The organism is Gramella sp. Hel_I_59, assembly GCF_006714895.1.
Taxonomy (GTDB): Bacteria; Bacteroidota; Bacteroidia; order Flavobacteriales; family Flavobacteriaceae; genus Christiangramia.
Map to the genome: position 1 here is coordinate 519,456 of NZ_VFME01000001.1, position 16,907 is coordinate 536,362.

The 16,907-nt window shown below is 39.8% G+C and carries 10 protein-coding genes and 1 tRNA gene; 9 read left to right on the top strand and 2 right to left on the bottom strand.

Features of this window, described 5'->3' with window-relative positions; translation table 11 throughout:
• Positions 1-48: 48 nt before the first annotated feature.
• Both leuS and ald read left to right on the top strand, forming a co-directional pair.
• Positions 49-2,862 carry a leucine--tRNA ligase gene (gene leuS, locus JM79_RS02420; RefSeq protein WP_141876643.1) on the top strand — a complete coding sequence of 938 codons (2,814 nt, stop codon included), beginning with the start codon at positions 49-51 and terminating at the stop codon, positions 2,860-2,862.
• 102 nt (positions 2,863-2,964) lie between these two features.
• The gene (gene ald, locus JM79_RS02425; RefSeq protein WP_141876644.1) at positions 2,965-4,065 is read left to right on the top strand and encodes an alanine dehydrogenase; all 1,101 of its coding nucleotides are present in this window, start codon (positions 2,965-2,967) and stop codon (positions 4,063-4,065) included.
• Here the strand turns inward: ald and rimM are convergent.
• Both rimM and JM79_RS02435 read right to left on the bottom strand, forming a co-directional pair.
• Positions 4,062-4,589: a ribosome maturation factor RimM gene (gene rimM, locus JM79_RS02430; protein WP_141876645.1), complete on the bottom strand. Its 528-nt coding sequence runs from the start codon at positions 4,587-4,589 to the stop codon at positions 4,062-4,064. The genes ald and rimM overlap by 4 nt on opposite strands.
• Before the next feature lie 11 nt (positions 4,590-4,600).
• A complete protein-coding gene (locus JM79_RS02435; protein WP_141876646.1) occupies positions 4,601-5,197 on the bottom strand; it encodes a 30S ribosomal protein S16 in 597 nt (198 codons plus the stop codon).
• A 261-nt stretch (positions 5,198-5,458) separates the two neighbouring features.
• Between JM79_RS02435 and JM79_RS02440 the strand changes: the two genes are divergently transcribed.
• The 7 genes from JM79_RS02440 (at position 5,459) to JM79_RS02470 (ending at position 16,735) form a co-directional block, all read left to right on the top strand.
• Positions 5,459-5,905 (top strand): PA2169 family four-helix-bundle protein, encoded by a 447-nt coding sequence (locus tag JM79_RS02440; RefSeq protein ID WP_141879158.1) that lies wholly within the window; start codon positions 5,459-5,461, stop codon positions 5,903-5,905.
• Between the two features lie 268 nt (positions 5,906-6,173).
• A complete protein-coding gene (gene dnaE / locus JM79_RS02445) occupies positions 6,174-10,559 on the top strand; it encodes a DNA polymerase III subunit alpha (protein ID WP_141876647.1) in 4,386 nt (1,461 codons plus the stop codon).
• A 206-nt stretch (positions 10,560-10,765) separates the two neighbouring features.
• Complete coding sequence (trxA, locus tag JM79_RS02450) at positions 10,766-11,083, top strand: thioredoxin (protein ID WP_026914648.1); 318 nt, start codon at positions 10,766-10,768, stop codon at positions 11,081-11,083.
• A gap of 79 nt (positions 11,084-11,162) precedes the next feature.
• The gene (locus JM79_RS02455) at positions 11,163-12,092 is read left to right on the top strand and encodes a DUF58 domain-containing protein (RefSeq protein WP_141876648.1); all 930 of its coding nucleotides are present in this window, start codon (positions 11,163-11,165) and stop codon (positions 12,090-12,092) included.
• 86 nt (positions 12,093-12,178) lie between these two features.
• Positions 12,179-12,252 (top strand) — tRNA-Asp (locus JM79_RS02460).
• A 1,016-nt stretch (positions 12,253-13,268) separates the two neighbouring features.
• Positions 13,269-14,465, top strand: coding sequence for a GAF domain-containing sensor histidine kinase (locus tag JM79_RS02465; protein WP_141876649.1), 1,197 nt, complete (start codon positions 13,269-13,271; stop codon positions 14,463-14,465).
• 269 nt (positions 14,466-14,734) lie between these two features.
• Positions 14,735-16,735, top strand: a complete 2,001-nt coding sequence (locus tag JM79_RS02470) for a thioredoxin family protein (protein WP_141876650.1) — start codon at positions 14,735-14,737, stop codon at positions 16,733-16,735.
• The last annotated feature ends 172 nt before the right edge of the window (positions 16,736-16,907 follow it).

A 16,907-nucleotide genomic window follows, 5' to 3' on the forward strand; every position in this document is an offset into this window, starting at 1 on the left:
TTGAACTTTCCCGGGCTGTTCATAAGAATTTAGTTAAGCAGATATCACATGAGTTACCACTTTAATAAGATCGAGGAGAAATGGCAGAAATACTGGGCGCAAAACCAGACTTTCAAGGCTACTAACAACACCAATAAACCCAAATATTATGTGCTAGATATGTTTCCTTATCCTTCTGGAGCGGGTTTACATGTAGGGCATCCTTTAGGGTATATTGCAAGTGATATCTATGCTCGATACAAGCGGCATAAGGGATTTAACGTATTGCATCCTCAGGGATATGATAGTTTTGGGCTTCCGGCAGAGCAGTACGCGATCCAGACGGGGCAGCATCCTGCGTTAACAACTCAAAATAACATTGCCCGATACCGGGAGCAACTTGATAAGATCGGGTTTTCATTCGACTGGAGTCGCGAAGTGCGTACCAGTGAGCCAGATTATTATAAATGGACACAGTGGATCTTTATCCAGTTATTCGAGAGCTGGTATGATCTGGAAGCTGAAAAGTCCAGACCGGTTTCTGAACTGATGGATATTTTTTCTTCGGAAGGGAATACAAGGGTTAACGCTGCCTGTGATGCTGATATTGCTGAATTCTCTGCGGAAGAATGGAATCGTTATTCTGAAGATGAAAAAGAGCAAATATTATTAAAATACCGACTTACTTACCTCGCTGAAACTGAAGTAAACTGGTGCCCGCAACTGGGAACCGTTCTCGCTAATGATGAGATCGTAAATGGTGTTTCTGAAAGAGGAGGCTACCCGGTAGTTCGTAAAAAAATGACCCAGTGGAGCATGAGAATCTCAGCTTTTGCTGAAAGATTGCTGCAAGATCTAAATAAACTTGACTGGACCGAAAGTCTGAAAGAGAGTCAACGTAACTGGATCGGGAAATCTGTAGGTGCTCAGGTTGCTTTTAAAGTAATGAACAGCGATGCAGAATTTGAAGTTTTCACCACCAGACCCGATACTATATTTGGAGTTAATTTTATGACACTTGCTCCGGAACATGAGCTTGTATCTAAGATAACTACTGAAGATCGCAAGGAAGAAGTTGAAGCTTATATTGAAGTTACGGCAAAAAGGAGTGAGCGTGAGCGAATGGCAGATGTAAAGACCATTAGCGGTGCTTTCACCGGTGCTTATGCAGAACATCCATTTACAAAAGAGCCTGTTCCAATCTGGATCGGGGATTACGTGCTGGCTGGATACGGAACCGGAGCCGTAATGGCCGTTCCTTGTGGAGACCAAAGAGATCATGACTTTGCAAGACATTTTGATCTGCCTATTACTAATATTTTCGAAGACGTAGATGTTTCCCAGGAAGCTTATACGGGCAAAGAAGGAACGGTGATCGCAAATTCAGATTTTCTTAGCGGACTGGAATATAAAGAAGCACTCAACCGAGTAATCCTTGAGCTTGAAAAAACAGGTCAGGGTTATGGTAAGACAAATTACAGGCTTAGAGATGCCGTTTTTAGCCGACAAAGATATTGGGGAGAGCCATTTCCTGTTTACTATGTAAATGGACTGCCAAAAATGATAGATTTGGAGCACCTTCCATTGAGGTTACCAGAAGTAGAGAAGTATCTTCCTACCGAAACCGGTGAGCCACCTTTGGGAAATGCTACTAACTGGGCATGGGATACTGAAAAAAATGAGGTAGTTTCTAATGATAAAATTAATAACTCGACAGTATTTCAGTTGGAATTGAATACCATGCCGGGATGGGCTGGAAGTAGCTGGTATCTTTTCAGATATATGGATGCTGGAAATCCTGATACTTTCGTTTCCGAAGAGGCACAGCAGTACTGGGAAAATGTGGATCTTTATATTGGTGGTAGCGAACATGCTACGGGTCATTTATTATATTCCAGATTCTGGACCAAATTTCTAAGCGATCGTGGGAGACTTACGGTAGAGGAGCCATTCAAGAAATTGATCAACCAGGGAATGATCCTGGGAACCAGTGCTTTTGTATACAGGCTTGAAGGAGAGAATGTATTTATATCAAGTACCCAGATCAAGGGAAACAACGTGCAGCCAATTCATGTGGATGTTTCATTGGTAAATTCCTCAGATGAACTTGATATAGAAGGATTCAAAAAGTGGAGACCTGAATTTGCAGATGCTAAATTCGTGCTGGAAGATGGAAGGTATATTGTTGGAAGGGAAGTGGAGAAAATGTCCAAGTCTAAATACAATGTGGTTAATCCAGATGAGATCTGTGAGCGATATGGTGCAGATACACTAAGAATGTACGAAATGTTCCTGGGGCCGCTCGAACAGGCAAAACCATGGAATACAGCGGGAATTACTGGCGTACATAATTTTCTGAAAAAATTCTGGAAGCTTTTCCATAATGAAGAGCGGTTCGTTGTTACTAACGATAAAGCTTCAGCCGACTCACTAAAGACATTACATAAGACAATTAAAAAAGTAACAGAGGATATTGAAGACTTCAGTTTCAATACTTCGGTTTCTACATTTATGATCTGTGTAAATGAGCTTACTTCTCAAAACTGTAACCAAAGGGAGGTACTAAAGCCTTTAACTGTGCTTATTGCACCTTACGCACCTCACATTGCCGAAGAACTTTGGGAAAAACTTGGTAATGCTGAATCTATTACCACTGCGGAATATCCAGTGTATGAGGAGAAATTTCTTGTGGAGAGCACGAAGAACTACCCGGTTTCTTTTAATGGTAAAATGAGATTTACAATGGAATTACCTATGGATATGTCCAGAGAGGAAATTGAAAAGAATGTTCTTGACGATGACAGGACTAAAAATCAATTAGACGGATCCACCCCTAAGAAAGTTATAGTCGTTCCGGGTAAAATTGTAAATATCGTAATGTAACCCCCTTTAAATTATTATATAGGGGTGTAAAATGTTATTTGTAACTTTTTACACCCCTATTTTTATTTTCTTCACTATTTTTCGGAAACAAATTTATTTACCATGAAAATTGGAATTCCGAAGGAGATCAAAAACAATGAAAACAGGGTGGGTATGACACCCGCCGGAGTACTCGAACTTTCGAAGAAAGGTCATGAAGTTTATGTACAATCAACTGCTGGTGATTCCAGTGGTTTTGATGACAAAGACTATCATGCTGCAGGTGCTACAATTCTTCCATCCATAGACCGGGTTTACGAGGCTAGCGATATGATCGTAAAGGTCAAAGAACCGATTGAACAGGAATATGGTCTAATTAAAGAAGATCAGATAGTATTTACATATTTCCATTTTGCTTCCAACCAGAATCTTACGGAAGCCATGATGCGTAGTAAATCTGTGTGTATAGCTTATGAAACGGTAGAAGATAAGGATGGTACATTGCCATTATTGACTCCTATGAGTGAGGTAGCAGGAAGGATGGCTATTCAGCAGGGAGCCAAATATCTTGAAAAACCTGTTCAGAGTAAAGGTTTGTTGCTTGGTGGTGTGCCGGGTGTTCCGCCAGGTAAAGTGCTTGTGCTGGGTGCAGGTGTGGTCGGGATTCAGGCAGCGAAAATGGCTGCTGGATTAGGTGCACAGGTGACCGTTCTTGATGTGAACATGAACAAATTAAGATACGTGAACGATATCATGCCTAGCCATGTGGTTACCGAATTCTCGAACGAATATAATATTAGGAAACACTTGAAAACTTCAGATCTTGTGGTTGGTGGTGTGCTAATCACAGGTGCAAAGGCTCCAAAACTGGTAACCAGAGATATGCTTAAAACCATGCAGCCAGGGGCAGTGATTGTGGATGTAGCGGTGGACCAGGGAGGTTGTATCGAAACCACGAGACCGACTACGCACGAAGATCCTGCTTATATCATTGATGATATTGTACATTATTGTGTGGCCAACATGCCTGGAGCGGTGCCATATACTTCAACGCTTGCTTTAACGAATGTTACACTACCTTATGTTCTCAAACTTGCAGATGCAGGTTGGGAAAAGGCATGTGATCATGATCCATTGCTTGCTAAGGGACTTAATATTGTAAAGGGAGCTATAGTCTATGATCCAATACTGGAGGCGTTTGGATGGGATGAAACCTATGCTTAGCTAAGGTAAAGGTCAACCAGACCTTCAGGGGTGATAACTTTGATCTCCTTATTCTTTTTATCTACCTTTTCAATAAACTCATCATTCATTGGAATCAGGATTTGTTTGCCATCCTTATCAATTTCGAACAGCGCCTGGGCTGTAGTATCGTTGATGGAAACAATCTTTCCAATATTCCCGTGTTGTTGATCGATAACATCAAAACCTATGATCTCATGGAAGTAGAATTTATCGTCGGGAAGCTGAGGTAATTGTTCAAGAGGCAGGTAGAGTTCTGCGCCAATCATGTCTTCTGCATCCTGCTCGGTATCGATATCTTCGATCTTGGCTCTTAGAAGAGTACTTTTGTGGAGGTAAGATCTTTCAATAAAAAATGGAACCAGGTTTTCGTTGTATTCAACGAAAACCGATTCCATTTCTGTGTAAAGTTCAGGTTCGTCGGTGTCTAATTTAATAAGCACCTCGCCCTTAAAACTAAATTTTGTGACGATGCGCCCCAGGTAGAAACAATCTTCCTTAGTCATCGTCTACTGTTTTAAGCGTCTTTTTTGTCTTCAGTATTAGCTTCTTCTGCAGTTGCAGCGCCCACTTCTTCTTCAGCAGCTTCGACAGTTGCGTCATCTGTAGCTTCTGCAGTTGCAGCCGCTTCAGCTTCAGCAACCGCTTTCGTTTCAGCTTCAGCAGCTTCTCTTGCTTCAGCGTCACGTTTAGCGTTTACTTCTTTTTCAGCTTCTAAAGCTTTCGCTTTTTCAGCTTCCTGAGCTTTCGTCAAAGAATCTTTCTTTGCGTCAACTTTTCCTTCTTTCTCTTCCATCCAGGCGTTGAATTTCTCTTCAGCCTGTTCTTCAGTTAAAGCACCTTTCTTAACTCCACCTGCAAGGTGTTTCTTAAGTAAAGCTCCTTTGTAAGAAAGAATTGCACGAGCAGTGTCAGTTGGCTGAGCACCGTTCTGCAACCATTTTACAGCTCCATCAACATCTAATTCGATAGTTGCAGGATTTGTGTTTGGATTGTAGATCCCTAATTTGTCAAGGAATTTACCATCTCTTTTAGAGCGGGTATCCGCTGCTACGATCCAGAAAAAAGGTTTTCCTTTTTTACCGTGTCTTTGTAATCTTATTTTTACTGGCATAAAAATTAAATTTTGGGGTTCTCGACCCCGATTATTAATAAGGCTGCAAAGATACTACATTTTTCTAATTCTGAACACTTTAGCTTTAGATTTTAAAATGCTCAGCTGAAGTCTCGAAATCTGCCATTTTGGGAGTTATTTTAGTTAAAAATAATGCTGCCTGTTAAAAGAGGTTAATTAGTGCTAAACCCTGTTAAATAGGTTGTTATCGCGGTTTTCTCAGCATATCTTTGGGTAACTAATATGAAAAAAAATAAAGCAATGAGTTATTCAGAAAATGTATCTAAGAAACTTAATGAGTTACTAGAAAAGAATTATGACGCTGAGAAAGGATATAAACTGGCAGCTGAAAAAGTAAATAACCAACGATTAAAGAGTTTTTTCTCTGCTCGTGCACAGGAACGTTACGATTTTGGACATGAATTAAAATCCGAGATCAGCAACTTCGGAGAAGCTCCGGATAAAGGAACAAGTATCGCAGGTGATCTTCACCGTGGATGGATGAATTTAAAAGCTAGCTTATCTGGAGATAAAGATGAAGCAGTTCTTGAAGAAGCTATTCGTGGAGAAAAAGCAGCTGTAGAGGAATACGAAGAAATCCTTAAGGATTCTGAAGTTCCTGCAAGTACTGGAAATGTACTAATGAAGCAAAAGAATGCTATTGTAGCATCTCTTAATGAAGTGAAGGCTTTAGAAGATATCGCCTAGAATAAACTAGATCAGAAATTAACCAATCTGATCTTACAGTAAAATAAATGATGCGAACCATGTTTGATTGAAGTAGTAGTAGTTTTTTGTGTTCGTATCAGGCCTCACAGAATTTCTGAATTTTCAGGATTTTGTGAGGCTTTTTTTATGGTTAATAATTCCTTAAAACAAAGTTTTTTATCAGGCCTAAAGTTCATTAATTTAGCGCGGAAGGTTGGCAAAAACTAACCTCTTGAATATCTTCTTTTAAGGCTTTAAATACCAAGGAATGTACCTGATTTTTGACACTGAAACCACCGGTTTACCTAAGCGATGGGATGCCCCTTTAACCGATTCTGATAACTGGCCACGCTGTATACAGATCGCCTGGCAGTTACATGATGAGATGGGTAATCTTATCGAGAATCAGGATTATCTTATACAACCTGAGGGTTTTGATATTCCCTATGATTCTGAAAGAATTCACGGTATATCGACAGATCTGGCTAGGGAACAGGGAATTTCTTTGGATGAGGTGCTGGAGAAGTTCAATATCGCCATTCAGAAATCTAAGTTTATTGTTGGCCAGAATGTTGGTTTTGACCTGAATATCATGGGGGCGGAATTCATCAGAAGAAACTTTGATAATTCCCTTCAGGAAATGCCAGTTCTGGATACCTGTACGGAGAAAACTGCATCGCTTTGTGAGATTCCTGGAGGTCGTGGTGGTAAATTCAAACTACCAACTCTTACCGAGCTTCACGAATTTCTTTTTAATGAACCTTTTGCTGAAGCGCACAACGCTACTGCAGATGTTGAAGCTACTACCCGGTGTTTTTTAGAACTTATCAGGCAAAGGATTTATACGCTGGATGAGCTCGACGTTCCTGCAGGCTATTTTGAAAACTTTTCCGAAGAAAATCCGGTGAGTATAGAGCTTATAGGTCTAAAGCATATTAACTTAAAGAAAGCGTCAGATAGAATTAGAAAAAGGCTGGAAAAACAACAGCCTACAGATGATATCTCCAATGAAGAAATTCAAGAGAATCTCGAAAAGCTGGATGAGATACGCTTTGCACATCTTCATAATCATTCGCAGTTTTCAGTTTTACAATCGACTATAAGTATACCTGATCTGGTTGCTGCAGCCGCTGAAGAGGATATGAGTGCAGTTGCGTTAACAGATCACGCGAACATGATGGGGGCCTTTCACTTCGTAAAGGAAGTGGGGTCTTATAATAAAGGTGTCGCAGATCATAATGCCACGGCAGAAGAGAATGGCGAAGCGCTTAGAAAGCCATTGAAAGCCATATTAGGATGTGAATTCTTTGTTTGTGAGAATCATTTAGATAAGAGTAGAAAAGACAATGGTTATCAGGTCGTGATCCTTGCAAAGAATAAGAAGGGATACCATAACCTCGCAAAAATGTCTTCCAAGGCCTATACCGATGGTTTCTATTATGTACCTCGTATTGACAAGGAAGTAATTAAGGAATACAAAGAGGATCTGATCGTGCTTACTGGTAATCTATACGGTGAAGTTCCCAGTAAGATTCTAAATGTTGGTGAAAAACAGGCTGAAGAAGCTTTGTTATGGTGGAAAGAAGAATTCGGTGAGGATCTTTATATCGAATTGATGCGTCATGACCAGGAGGATGAGAACAGAGTGAATCCCGTGCTTGTGGAATTTTCCAGAAAACATGAGGTAAAACTGATCGCTACCAACAATACCTACTACTGGAAACAGGAAGATGCCAATGCGCACGATATCTTGTTGTGTGTAAAGGATGGTGAAAAGCAGGCCACGCCTATTGGCCGCGGAAGAGGTTATCGTTATGGTTTACCTAATACCGAATATTACTTCAAGTCTGGAAATGAAATGAAGCGGCTTTTCAAGGATCTTCCAGATGCCATTAGTAATATTCAGGAAATTGTAGATAAAATTGAGCCTTTTGAGCTGGCCAGAGATGTTTTACTTCCGGCATTTGAAATTCCTGAAGAATTTCAGAGCGAAGAGGATCTTGTAGATGGAGGGAAAAGAGGTGAAAACGCTTTTCTAAAACATATTACTTTTGAAGGAGCTCGAAAGAGATATCCAGAGATCACTCCAGATATTGAAGAACGACTCAACTTTGAGCTGTCGGTAATTGAAAATACCGGTTATCCAGGTTACTTCCTTATTGTGGAAGATTTTATCAGGGCTGCCCGGGCTATGGGAGTTTCGGTTGGGCCTGGACGGGGATCTGCCGCGGGTTCTGTAGTAGCATATTGTTTGTGGATCACCAATATCGATCCTATCAAGTATGATTTACTTTTTGAGAGATTCCTGAATCCTGATCGTGTGAGTATGCCCGATATTGATATCGACTTTGATGATGAAGGTCGAAGCCGGGTGATGGATTATGTGATCGAAAAATATGGTGCGAACCAAGTGGCGCAGATCATTACCTACGGAACTATGGCGGCAAAATCCTCCATACGGGATACCGCACGGGTGCTGGATCTTCCTCTTATGGACTCAGACAGGATTGCGAAACTAATTCCGAATACTAAGCTAGGGAAACTATTTGCCATGGATGAAAAGACCATCCGGTCTAAATTTCGTGGAGATGAAATTGAAAAAATTAACGAGCTTCTAAATATTGCTGAAGGAGATGATCTGGAAGCAGAGACAGTAAACCAGGCTAGAATCCTAGAAGGCTCAGTTAGAAATACAGGAATACACGCCTGCGGGGTGATCATTACTCCCGGGGATATTACCAATTATGTGCCAGTTTCGGTGGCTAAAGATTCAGATCTTTACGTTACTCAGTTTGATAACTCGGTCGTAGAAAGTGCCGGACTGCTAAAAATGGACTTTTTGGGTCTGAAGACCCTTACCTTGATCAAGGATACGGTGAAGATCGTAAAGGGAAGACATGATATAGACCTTGACCCGGATAGTTTTCCACTTGATGATGAAGAAACCTATAAATTATTCCAGCGAGGAGAAACAGTCGGAATTTTCCAGTATGAATCACCGGGTATGCAAAAACACATGCAGGCATTAAAGCCAACGGTTTTCGATGACCTTATCGCTATGAACGCCTTGTACCGACCGGGACCTATGGAATATATTCCAAGTTTCATTGCAAGGAAGCATGGCGATGAAGAGATCTCCTATGACCTTCCAGAAATGGAAGAATACCTTGAGGAAACTTACGGGATCACAGTGTACCAGGAGCAGGTGATGTTGCTATCGCAAAAGCTGGCAGGATTTAGTAAAGGTGAAGCCGATATGCTGCGTAAAGCGATGGGTAAAAAACTTGTTGCTTTACTGGCGCAACTAAAGCCAAAATTCATAGATGGCGGGAATGCCAAAGGTCATCCTGCAGAGGTGTTGGAAAAGATCTGGAAAGACTGGGAAGCCTTCGCTTCTTATGCATTTAACAAATCCCACTCTACCTGTTACGCCTGGATCGCCTATCAAACAGCATATTTAAAAGCGCATTATCCTGCAGAATATATGGCAGCGGTACTCTCCAATAATATGAATGACATCAAGCAGGTAACGTTTTTTATGGAAGAGTGCAAACGAATGAAACTGAATGTTCTTGGACCCGATGTAAATGAATCCTATTATAAATTCTCTGTAAACAAGGAAAATGCAGTAAGATTTGGAATGGGTGCGATCAAAGGAGTTGGTTCAGGCGCTGTAGCAACTATTGTTGAAAACAGGAAGTCTAAAGAAGGTCCCTATAGATCTATTTTCGACATGGCTAAAAGGATAGATCTACGCTCTGCAAATAAAAAAGCTTTTGAGAATCTTGCCCTCGCCGGGGGATTCGATGGGTTTGGCGGTACGCATAGAGCGCAATATTTCCATGACGATGGTATCGGAATGAGCTTCCTGGAAAAGGTGGTGAAGTATGCGCAGAAATTCCAGGAAAGTCAGAATTCCTCTCAGGTAAGTCTGTTTGGGGAAGCTAGCGATGTTCAGATTCCCGAGCCGGAAGTTCCACCTTGTAGTGAATGGGGAACTATGGAGAAGCTACGAAGAGAAAAGGAAGTGGTGGGAATTTATATTTCTGGACATCCATTGGATGATTTTAGAATAGAAATGAGTTATTTCTGTAATGGTAAATTGTCAGATTGCCGGGAACTGGAAAGCATCGTAAATAGAGAACTCACCATTGGATGTGTAGTGGTCGATGTACAGCACAGGGTCTCCAAGAATGGGAAAGGCTGGGCGATATTCACGGTAGAAGATTACGAGGAGTCTTACGAGTTCAAAATATTTGGAGAAGAATATCTGCGTATGAAACATTTCTTTGTTCCTAATAACTTTATTCATCTTAAGATCTTTGTGAAAGAAGGTTGGACAAACAAGGATACCGGGAAAAAAGGAGAACCAAGAATACAGTTTCGGGATATTAGTTTGTTACATGATATCATGGACAAGAATGCGAAGAAACTAACAATTCAGCTAAATGTTCAGGATCTGAAAGCTGAAAAGATCGATTGGTTAAACGACACATTTAATACGCATAAAGGCGAATGTCAACTACAATTCATAGTTTATGACATGGCAGAGCAGGTAAAACTAAAAATGCCCAGCCGTAAACGTAAAGTGCAAATTTCGCAGGAACTTATTGAGGAGCTGGAAAAGGAACAGTTTATGTATAAGTTGAATTAGATTCGTAATTTGTGAATTGTTTGAGCCAGCGATAGAGGCAAGCTACCATGTAGCGCCGAAAGCGCGGTCACGCGGCAAGCGTGAGGCTCCCTTATAAAACCAAACAATATACTTATAGTCAAATGCAATATAGAGGCTGTAAGGATTCTTTATATTATTGACTACTTTTACGAATCGAATGTTAAACAAATAAAATTAAAGATATTATGGCTATTGAAATAACCGACGCGAATTTCGAAGAACAAGTATTAAAGAGTGATAAGCCGGTAATGGTGGACTTCTGGGCTGCATGGTGTGGACCTTGTAGAATGGTAGGACCAATCATTGATGAGATAAGCTCTGAATATGATGGAAAAGCAGTTGTTGGTAAGCTTGATGTAGATGCAAACCAGGAATTTGCTGCAAAATATGGTGTTCGTAACATCCCAACTGTTCTTGTATTCCAAAACGGAGAAGTTGTAGGTCGCCAGGTAGGTGTTGCTCCAAAGCAAACTTATGCTGATGCTATCGACCAGTTGTTGTAATAAACAATGATCAATATATTCAAGCCTCGCAATAGCGGGGCTTTTTTTATTGAAAAAAACTGCCTAATTTCAATTTGAAATGAAAATAGAGAAGGAGCTGCATAATACCGGAGGTTTTATAAATCTCGACCTTTTAGCCAAACAAGTGGTTGAAGGTTATATCTCAGGGATGCATAAAAGTCCGTTTCATGGTTTTTCTGCAGAGTTTGCTGAACATAAGATCTATAATAATGGGGAGAGTACCCGGCATATAGACTGGAAGTTGTTTGCAAAGTCTGAGAAACTGTATACTCGTCGATATGAAGAGGAAACAAACCTGCGTTGTCATCTTATAATCGACAACTCTGCTTCCATGCATTATCCTATGATCGTAAAGCAGGACAGGCAGCACTTGAATAAGATAGGGTTCTCTGTACTTGCTTCAGCTTGTCTAATGGAGATCCTAAAAAGGCAGCGAGATGCTGTTGGAGTGAGTATTTACAGCGATGAATTTGAATTCTATGCTCCGGAAAGATCTGGGGAGCGACATCATCATATGTTGTTAAACAAGTTTGATGAGGTTTTAAGATCTGATAAGGTTCGAAGATCGACCGATACCTATACTTATTTACATCAAATTGCGGAGAAGCTAAAGCGTAGAAGTCTTGTTTTTCTATTTACAGATATGTTTCAGGAAGATACTGATGAGGAGAAGCTGTTCGAAGCTCTAAGGCATTTAAAATACAACAGGCATGAGATCGTTCTTTTCCATGTGATGGATCAAAAAAAGGAACTCGAATTCGATTTTGAGAACAGTCCGCGTAGATTTACCGATGTAGAAACGGGTGCTGAAATAGATCTATATTCTGAAAATATTAGAAATACCTACCGCGAAGAGGTTAAAAAGTACCTCGAAAATTTAAAAATGCAATGTGCCAGGTACCGGATTACCTATGTGGCTGCAGATATCAATAAAAACTTTGAAAATATTTTGACGACCTATTTGCTTGAGAAACAAAAGTTTGGATAGAACTCGAAATATTATTTTTAAAAAACTTAAAAAAACGTTTGCTCAATCTAAAAAGGGACGTATATTTGCCCTCGCAATAACGCAACGGTCTGGTAGTTCAGTTGGTTAGAATACCTGCCTGTCACGCAGGGGGTCGCGAGTTCGAGTCTCGTCCAGACCGCAAAGTTGCAAAAAAGCTCCTCTATACGGGGGGCTTTTTTTGGCGCTAAAGATTAGTTGTGTTGTTTTTGTTCCCTGAGAGGGGAATGTGTAGTTAACCGCCCTATAATCCTTGTTGTGTGGATTTGCGGTTAACCAATGAAAAGCTTTTTTCCACTTGGTGGGAGAAGGCTTTTTTGTTTTTTGGGAGCTTTACTTCTAAATCTTATTCCAAAGAATTTTCTCCATTCTTTGAAATTCACGATGTCACGATCTAAAAATGCATTTTATTCAAAAAATGGATTGGTAACGAAATAAGTTACCAAGTTATGACACGAAGAACGCTGCGGTTATTATTAGCCAGATAAGGATGCATAGTAAAGCTTTGATGATCGTATTAATTATTGAATTCCGAGTTTGAGACTTATCAAGTGAACTCTGAACCGTTTCGCTGCGGGATAGTATGCCTTCATTCATATTTTTGAGATTTAATAATTTAAACACAAATTTATATTGAGGATTGTGAGATTATATTACGTCGATGTCATCAAAAGGTTATATTCTGAATATTTTAATTTAACATTTTTGATTAAAAGGAAATTAATACATCGACCAAATACGCTAAAACTAGGTTGTAATACAAAAATATAAAAAAACTCTTAATTATTTGAACGGAAATTAACATATTGGGATTAAGAAAAAATCTAAAAAATAATTTCTGATCACATAATTGAGCTCTAGTACTTCTTGCAAGTTCTTCGACTTAATTATCTGATAAATCTATTTCTAAATACATATGAGCTAAATTGTTTTATGCTAAAGATTAGTTGTGTTGTTTTTGTTCCCTGAGAGGTGAATGTGTAGTTAACCGCCCTGTAATCCTTGTTGTGTGCATTTGCGGTTAACCAATGAAAAGTTTTTTTCACTTGGTGGGAGAAGGCTTTTTTGTTTTTGGGAATGTTCGTACTTCATCTTGTTTAGTAATTCTAATTATATGGTCTGTAAGATTCATCTATCTTTGCAGCCGAAAATCTGGCTATGAGAATAACGAAAGCAGAGAGTCTTCAGAAGGAATACCTCAGGATAAAAAAATTAAGTGAGTTCGATCTTGATCTTTATGAGCTAAGAGAGCAATTCAAAAGCTTGATGGAACTGGCCGGGCATATTGCCGGAACTCAAGTTTCTGTGGTAAACCTTATAGATAACTATTCGCAATGGACACTCTCAGCCGTTGAAGACGAACCTAAGCGTATTGCTAAAGAAAACTCTATTTGTGCCTATACCATAAGATCTAACAGTTTCATGGAGGTGCAGAGGCTGGATCTGGATGACAGGTTTAAGGATAAGGCCTACGTTATAGGAGAGGAAGCTTACCGCTATTACCTGGGAATGCCTCTTACGTTAAGTTCAGGTGAGAATGTAGGTTCGTTATGTATGCTCGACACCCGGCAGCAGGATATAGGATTAGATAAAAAAAAGGCACTGGCTGTGATAGCTCAGGAAATTGTGTACAAGCTGGAACATAGAAAGAAGTTGAACGAAACTTTGTATACACTTTCAGAAACCGTTCGAATCAAGAACCAGGTCGCGCATGATGTAAGAGGACCGGTTCATGGAATCGCAGGTCTTGCCGAATCTGTGGAAGAAGAAGATCTTTCCGCAGATGAAATGAGGGAATACTTTTCTCTTATTAAAAATTCAGGAAATAGCATCATTGAATTGACCGATGAAATTTTGAATAGTGGGCGGGATAATGAAGTGCAATCGAGCAGGAGAATTAATATGGCAGATCTCAAGGAGCGGTTGATTCAGCTTTATGAATTACCGGCGAAATCCAAGAATCTTAGTTTTAATGTGCTTGTTAATCGTGACAAAGATCAGCTTAATTTTAGTAGAAGACGTGTTCTCTCCATTTTTGGCAATCTCATTTCCAACTCTATCAAGTTCACTCCCTCTGGAGGAAGTATAGAGGTTCATATGGATATTATAAATACAGAAATGGGGAAACAACTGGACGTACTTGTGCAGGACAACGGAGTAGGAATGAGCAGTGCGTCGCTGGAGAACTATTTCGAAGATATTTCAGAATTATCCCAGGGAACAGGCGGGGAGAAAGGCTTCGGACTTGGTTTAAAACTGGTCAACGAACTGGTGCACGAACTTGGTGGCAGCATGAAAATCTCTTCAGAAATAGATAAAGGCACAAAAACAAGTATTCTTATCCCTATAATTTAGCTAGGTCTCTTTAATTGTTGTACTGGATATTAAATTTCAAATAGTTCACTTCTTATGAATTGTATCCCTTGGTTTTAGCAATTATTTCAAACTGCAATTATTATTTAATTATCGGTTAGTGCTGGCTAATTTTTACGACTCAGTAAATTGTTCAGCATAGATTGAAATGTTTATTTTGATCATTAAGAATGCTGATTTTCCACAGGCTTAAATCAGGTTAAATTCCTTATTTTTGAAGCCGTTCAAATTCAATTAAAGGCGCAGTTTATATGCATATTTCTTTAGGACATTTTAAAAAAGGTCTGTTTCTATTCTGTTTGTTATTTACCATCGGCGCGACCGCTCAAATCCAGGATCCGGTTAAATGGACTTCTGAAGTTGAAAAAGTTTCAGAGAACGAATATGATCTCATATTTGAAGCCAGTATTCAAGATAAATGGCATTTATATTCACAAACTCAGCCTGAAGGAGCGGTAAATTCTACAGTGTTCACCTTCGAAGATCAAAATGCTGCTTATGAACTTATAGAGGAAACAAAAGAGAGTGAGTCTATTACTGAATTTGACAAGGTATTTGAGACAGATCTAAGTTATTTTCTGGACCAAGCAACATTTACTCAGCGTGTACGAGTTACCGACACCACATTATCCGCTATAATTGCCAAGATCGAATACCAGGCTTGCGATGATGAAGCCTGTATATTCGATTCGAAAAAATTTACTTTTCAGCTAAAGAAAGATAATACTCCGGCAAAGCTAAATCTTGATGAAACAAATAATCTTGAAACTGAAGATCAGCGTTCTTTTTGGGGAATCTTTATTATTGCTTTTTTATCAGGATTCGCAGCCTTGCTAACACCTTGTGTTTTCCCAATGATTCCTATGACGGTGAGCTTTTTTACTAAGCAGTCGAAATCACGTGCAGCGGGAATCAGGAATGCTATTTTCTACGGAATTTCCATCGTTGTGATCTATGTACTTCTAGGCTCACTGGTCACCCTGATCTTTGGAGCTGATAGTCTGAATGCTCTATCCACCAACGTGTGGTTTAACTTGATATTCTTTATACTTTTAGTAGTTTTCGCAATGTCGTTTATGGGGGCTTTTGAGATCGTATTGCCAAGTAGTTGGGGAACAAGGATCGACTCTAAAGCAGACAGAGGTGGGCTCGTTGGAATATTTTTTATGGCGCTGGCCTTAGCGATCGTTTCATTCTCATGTACGGGACCAATTGTGGGAACTTTGCTGGTGGAAGCGGCTTCAAAAGGAGGTATTGCGCCGATTATTGGAATGCTGGGATTTTCACTGGCAATCGCCCTTCCATTTGCCTTGTTCGCGGCCTTCCCGGGCTGGATGAATAGCTTGCCAAAATCTGGTGGCTGGTTAAATACGGTCAAGGTGGTTCTAGGATTTCTGGAGCTGGCACTCGCATTTAAATTTCTTTCGAATGCAGATCTGGTCTTGCAGTTACATTTCCTAGAAAGAGAGGTTTTCCTTTCGATCTGGATAGCGATCTTTGCTGTTCTTGCCTTATATCTCTTCGGAAAAATACGTTTACCACACGATTCTCCTCTCGAATTTATATCTGTGGGAAGATTACTATTAGGAATTATAGTTCTCACATTTACAATTTATTTGATCCCTGGCTTATGGGGAGCGCCTTTGAAGATCATCAGTGGTTTTCCACCGCCATTACAATACAGTGAATCACCGGATGGTATAGGAAGTGCGGGAGGAATGAATTCGAACGTTAACTCCAACCTTCCTGAAGGAGCCGATTATGGACCTCATGATCTGGTTAGCTTCCATGATTATGAACAAGGCATGGCGTATGCAGAAAAGCAGAATTTACCAGTGCTGCTGGATTTTACGGGGCACGCATGTGTGAATTGTAGAAAAATGGAAGAAAGAGTATGGAGCGAAGATGAAGTGTTGAATTTACTTCAGAGCGATATAGTATTAATTTCACTTTACGTAGATGATCAACGAGATCTTCCCGAGAGTGAGCAATATGTTTCTGAAGCTACGGGTAAGGAAATTGAAACTATTGGGAATAAATGGAGTGATTTCCAGATCACAAACTATAAAGCAAATGCACAACCATATTATGTTTTGCTTGATAATGACGGAAATAAATTAAATGATCCCATTGCTTACGAACCAGATGCTGAGAAATATTTGCAGTGGTTACAGAACGGGGTTGGTAACTTCAATAATGATAAGAAATCAGTGGATGTTTTGAATGAGAACTCTTCATCTATTATTCAGTAAGCTATAGTTCGCTCGAGTTCTTGAAGATGTATTTGAAAATATCTAATTAACTCTTCATTCTTATCGAATCTATTTTTTCCGAAGTGAGATAAACGAACTTTTTTTACAATGACTGAAAACAGATTTTTAGAGCACTAAATAGAAAAATTCCAGTATTCATTTTTTATACATA

Bases quoted from the DNA above. Each gene is read 5' to 3' on its own strand.
- JM79_RS02470 (WP_141876650.1), top strand. From the start codon at position 14,735: ATGCATATTTCTTTAGGACATTTTAAAAAAGGTCTGTTTCTATTCTGT.
- JM79_RS02455 (WP_141876648.1), top strand. From the start codon at position 11,163: ATGAAAATAGAGAAGGAGCTGCATAATACCGGAGGTTTTATAAATCTC.
- rimM (WP_141876645.1), bottom strand. From the start codon at position 4,589: ATGACTAAGGAAGATTGTTTCTACCTGGGGCGCATCGTCACAAAATTT.
- trxA (WP_026914648.1), top strand. From the start codon at position 10,766: ATGGCTATTGAAATAACCGACGCGAATTTCGAAGAACAAGTATTAAAG.
- JM79_RS02435 (WP_141876646.1), bottom strand. From the start codon at position 5,197: ATGCCAGTAAAAATAAGATTACAAAGACACGGTAAAAAAGGAAAACCT.
- dnaE (WP_141876647.1), top strand. From the start codon at position 6,174: ATGTACCTGATTTTTGACACTGAAACCACCGGTTTACCTAAGCGATGG.
- leuS (WP_141876643.1), top strand. From the start codon at position 49: ATGAGTTACCACTTTAATAAGATCGAGGAGAAATGGCAGAAATACTGG.
- ald (WP_141876644.1), top strand. From the start codon at position 2,965: ATGAAAATTGGAATTCCGAAGGAGATCAAAAACAATGAAAACAGGGTG.
- JM79_RS02465 (WP_141876649.1), top strand. From the start codon at position 13,269: ATGAGAATAACGAAAGCAGAGAGTCTTCAGAAGGAATACCTCAGGATA.
- JM79_RS02440 (WP_141879158.1), top strand. From the start codon at position 5,459: ATGAGTTATTCAGAAAATGTATCTAAGAAACTTAATGAGTTACTAGAA.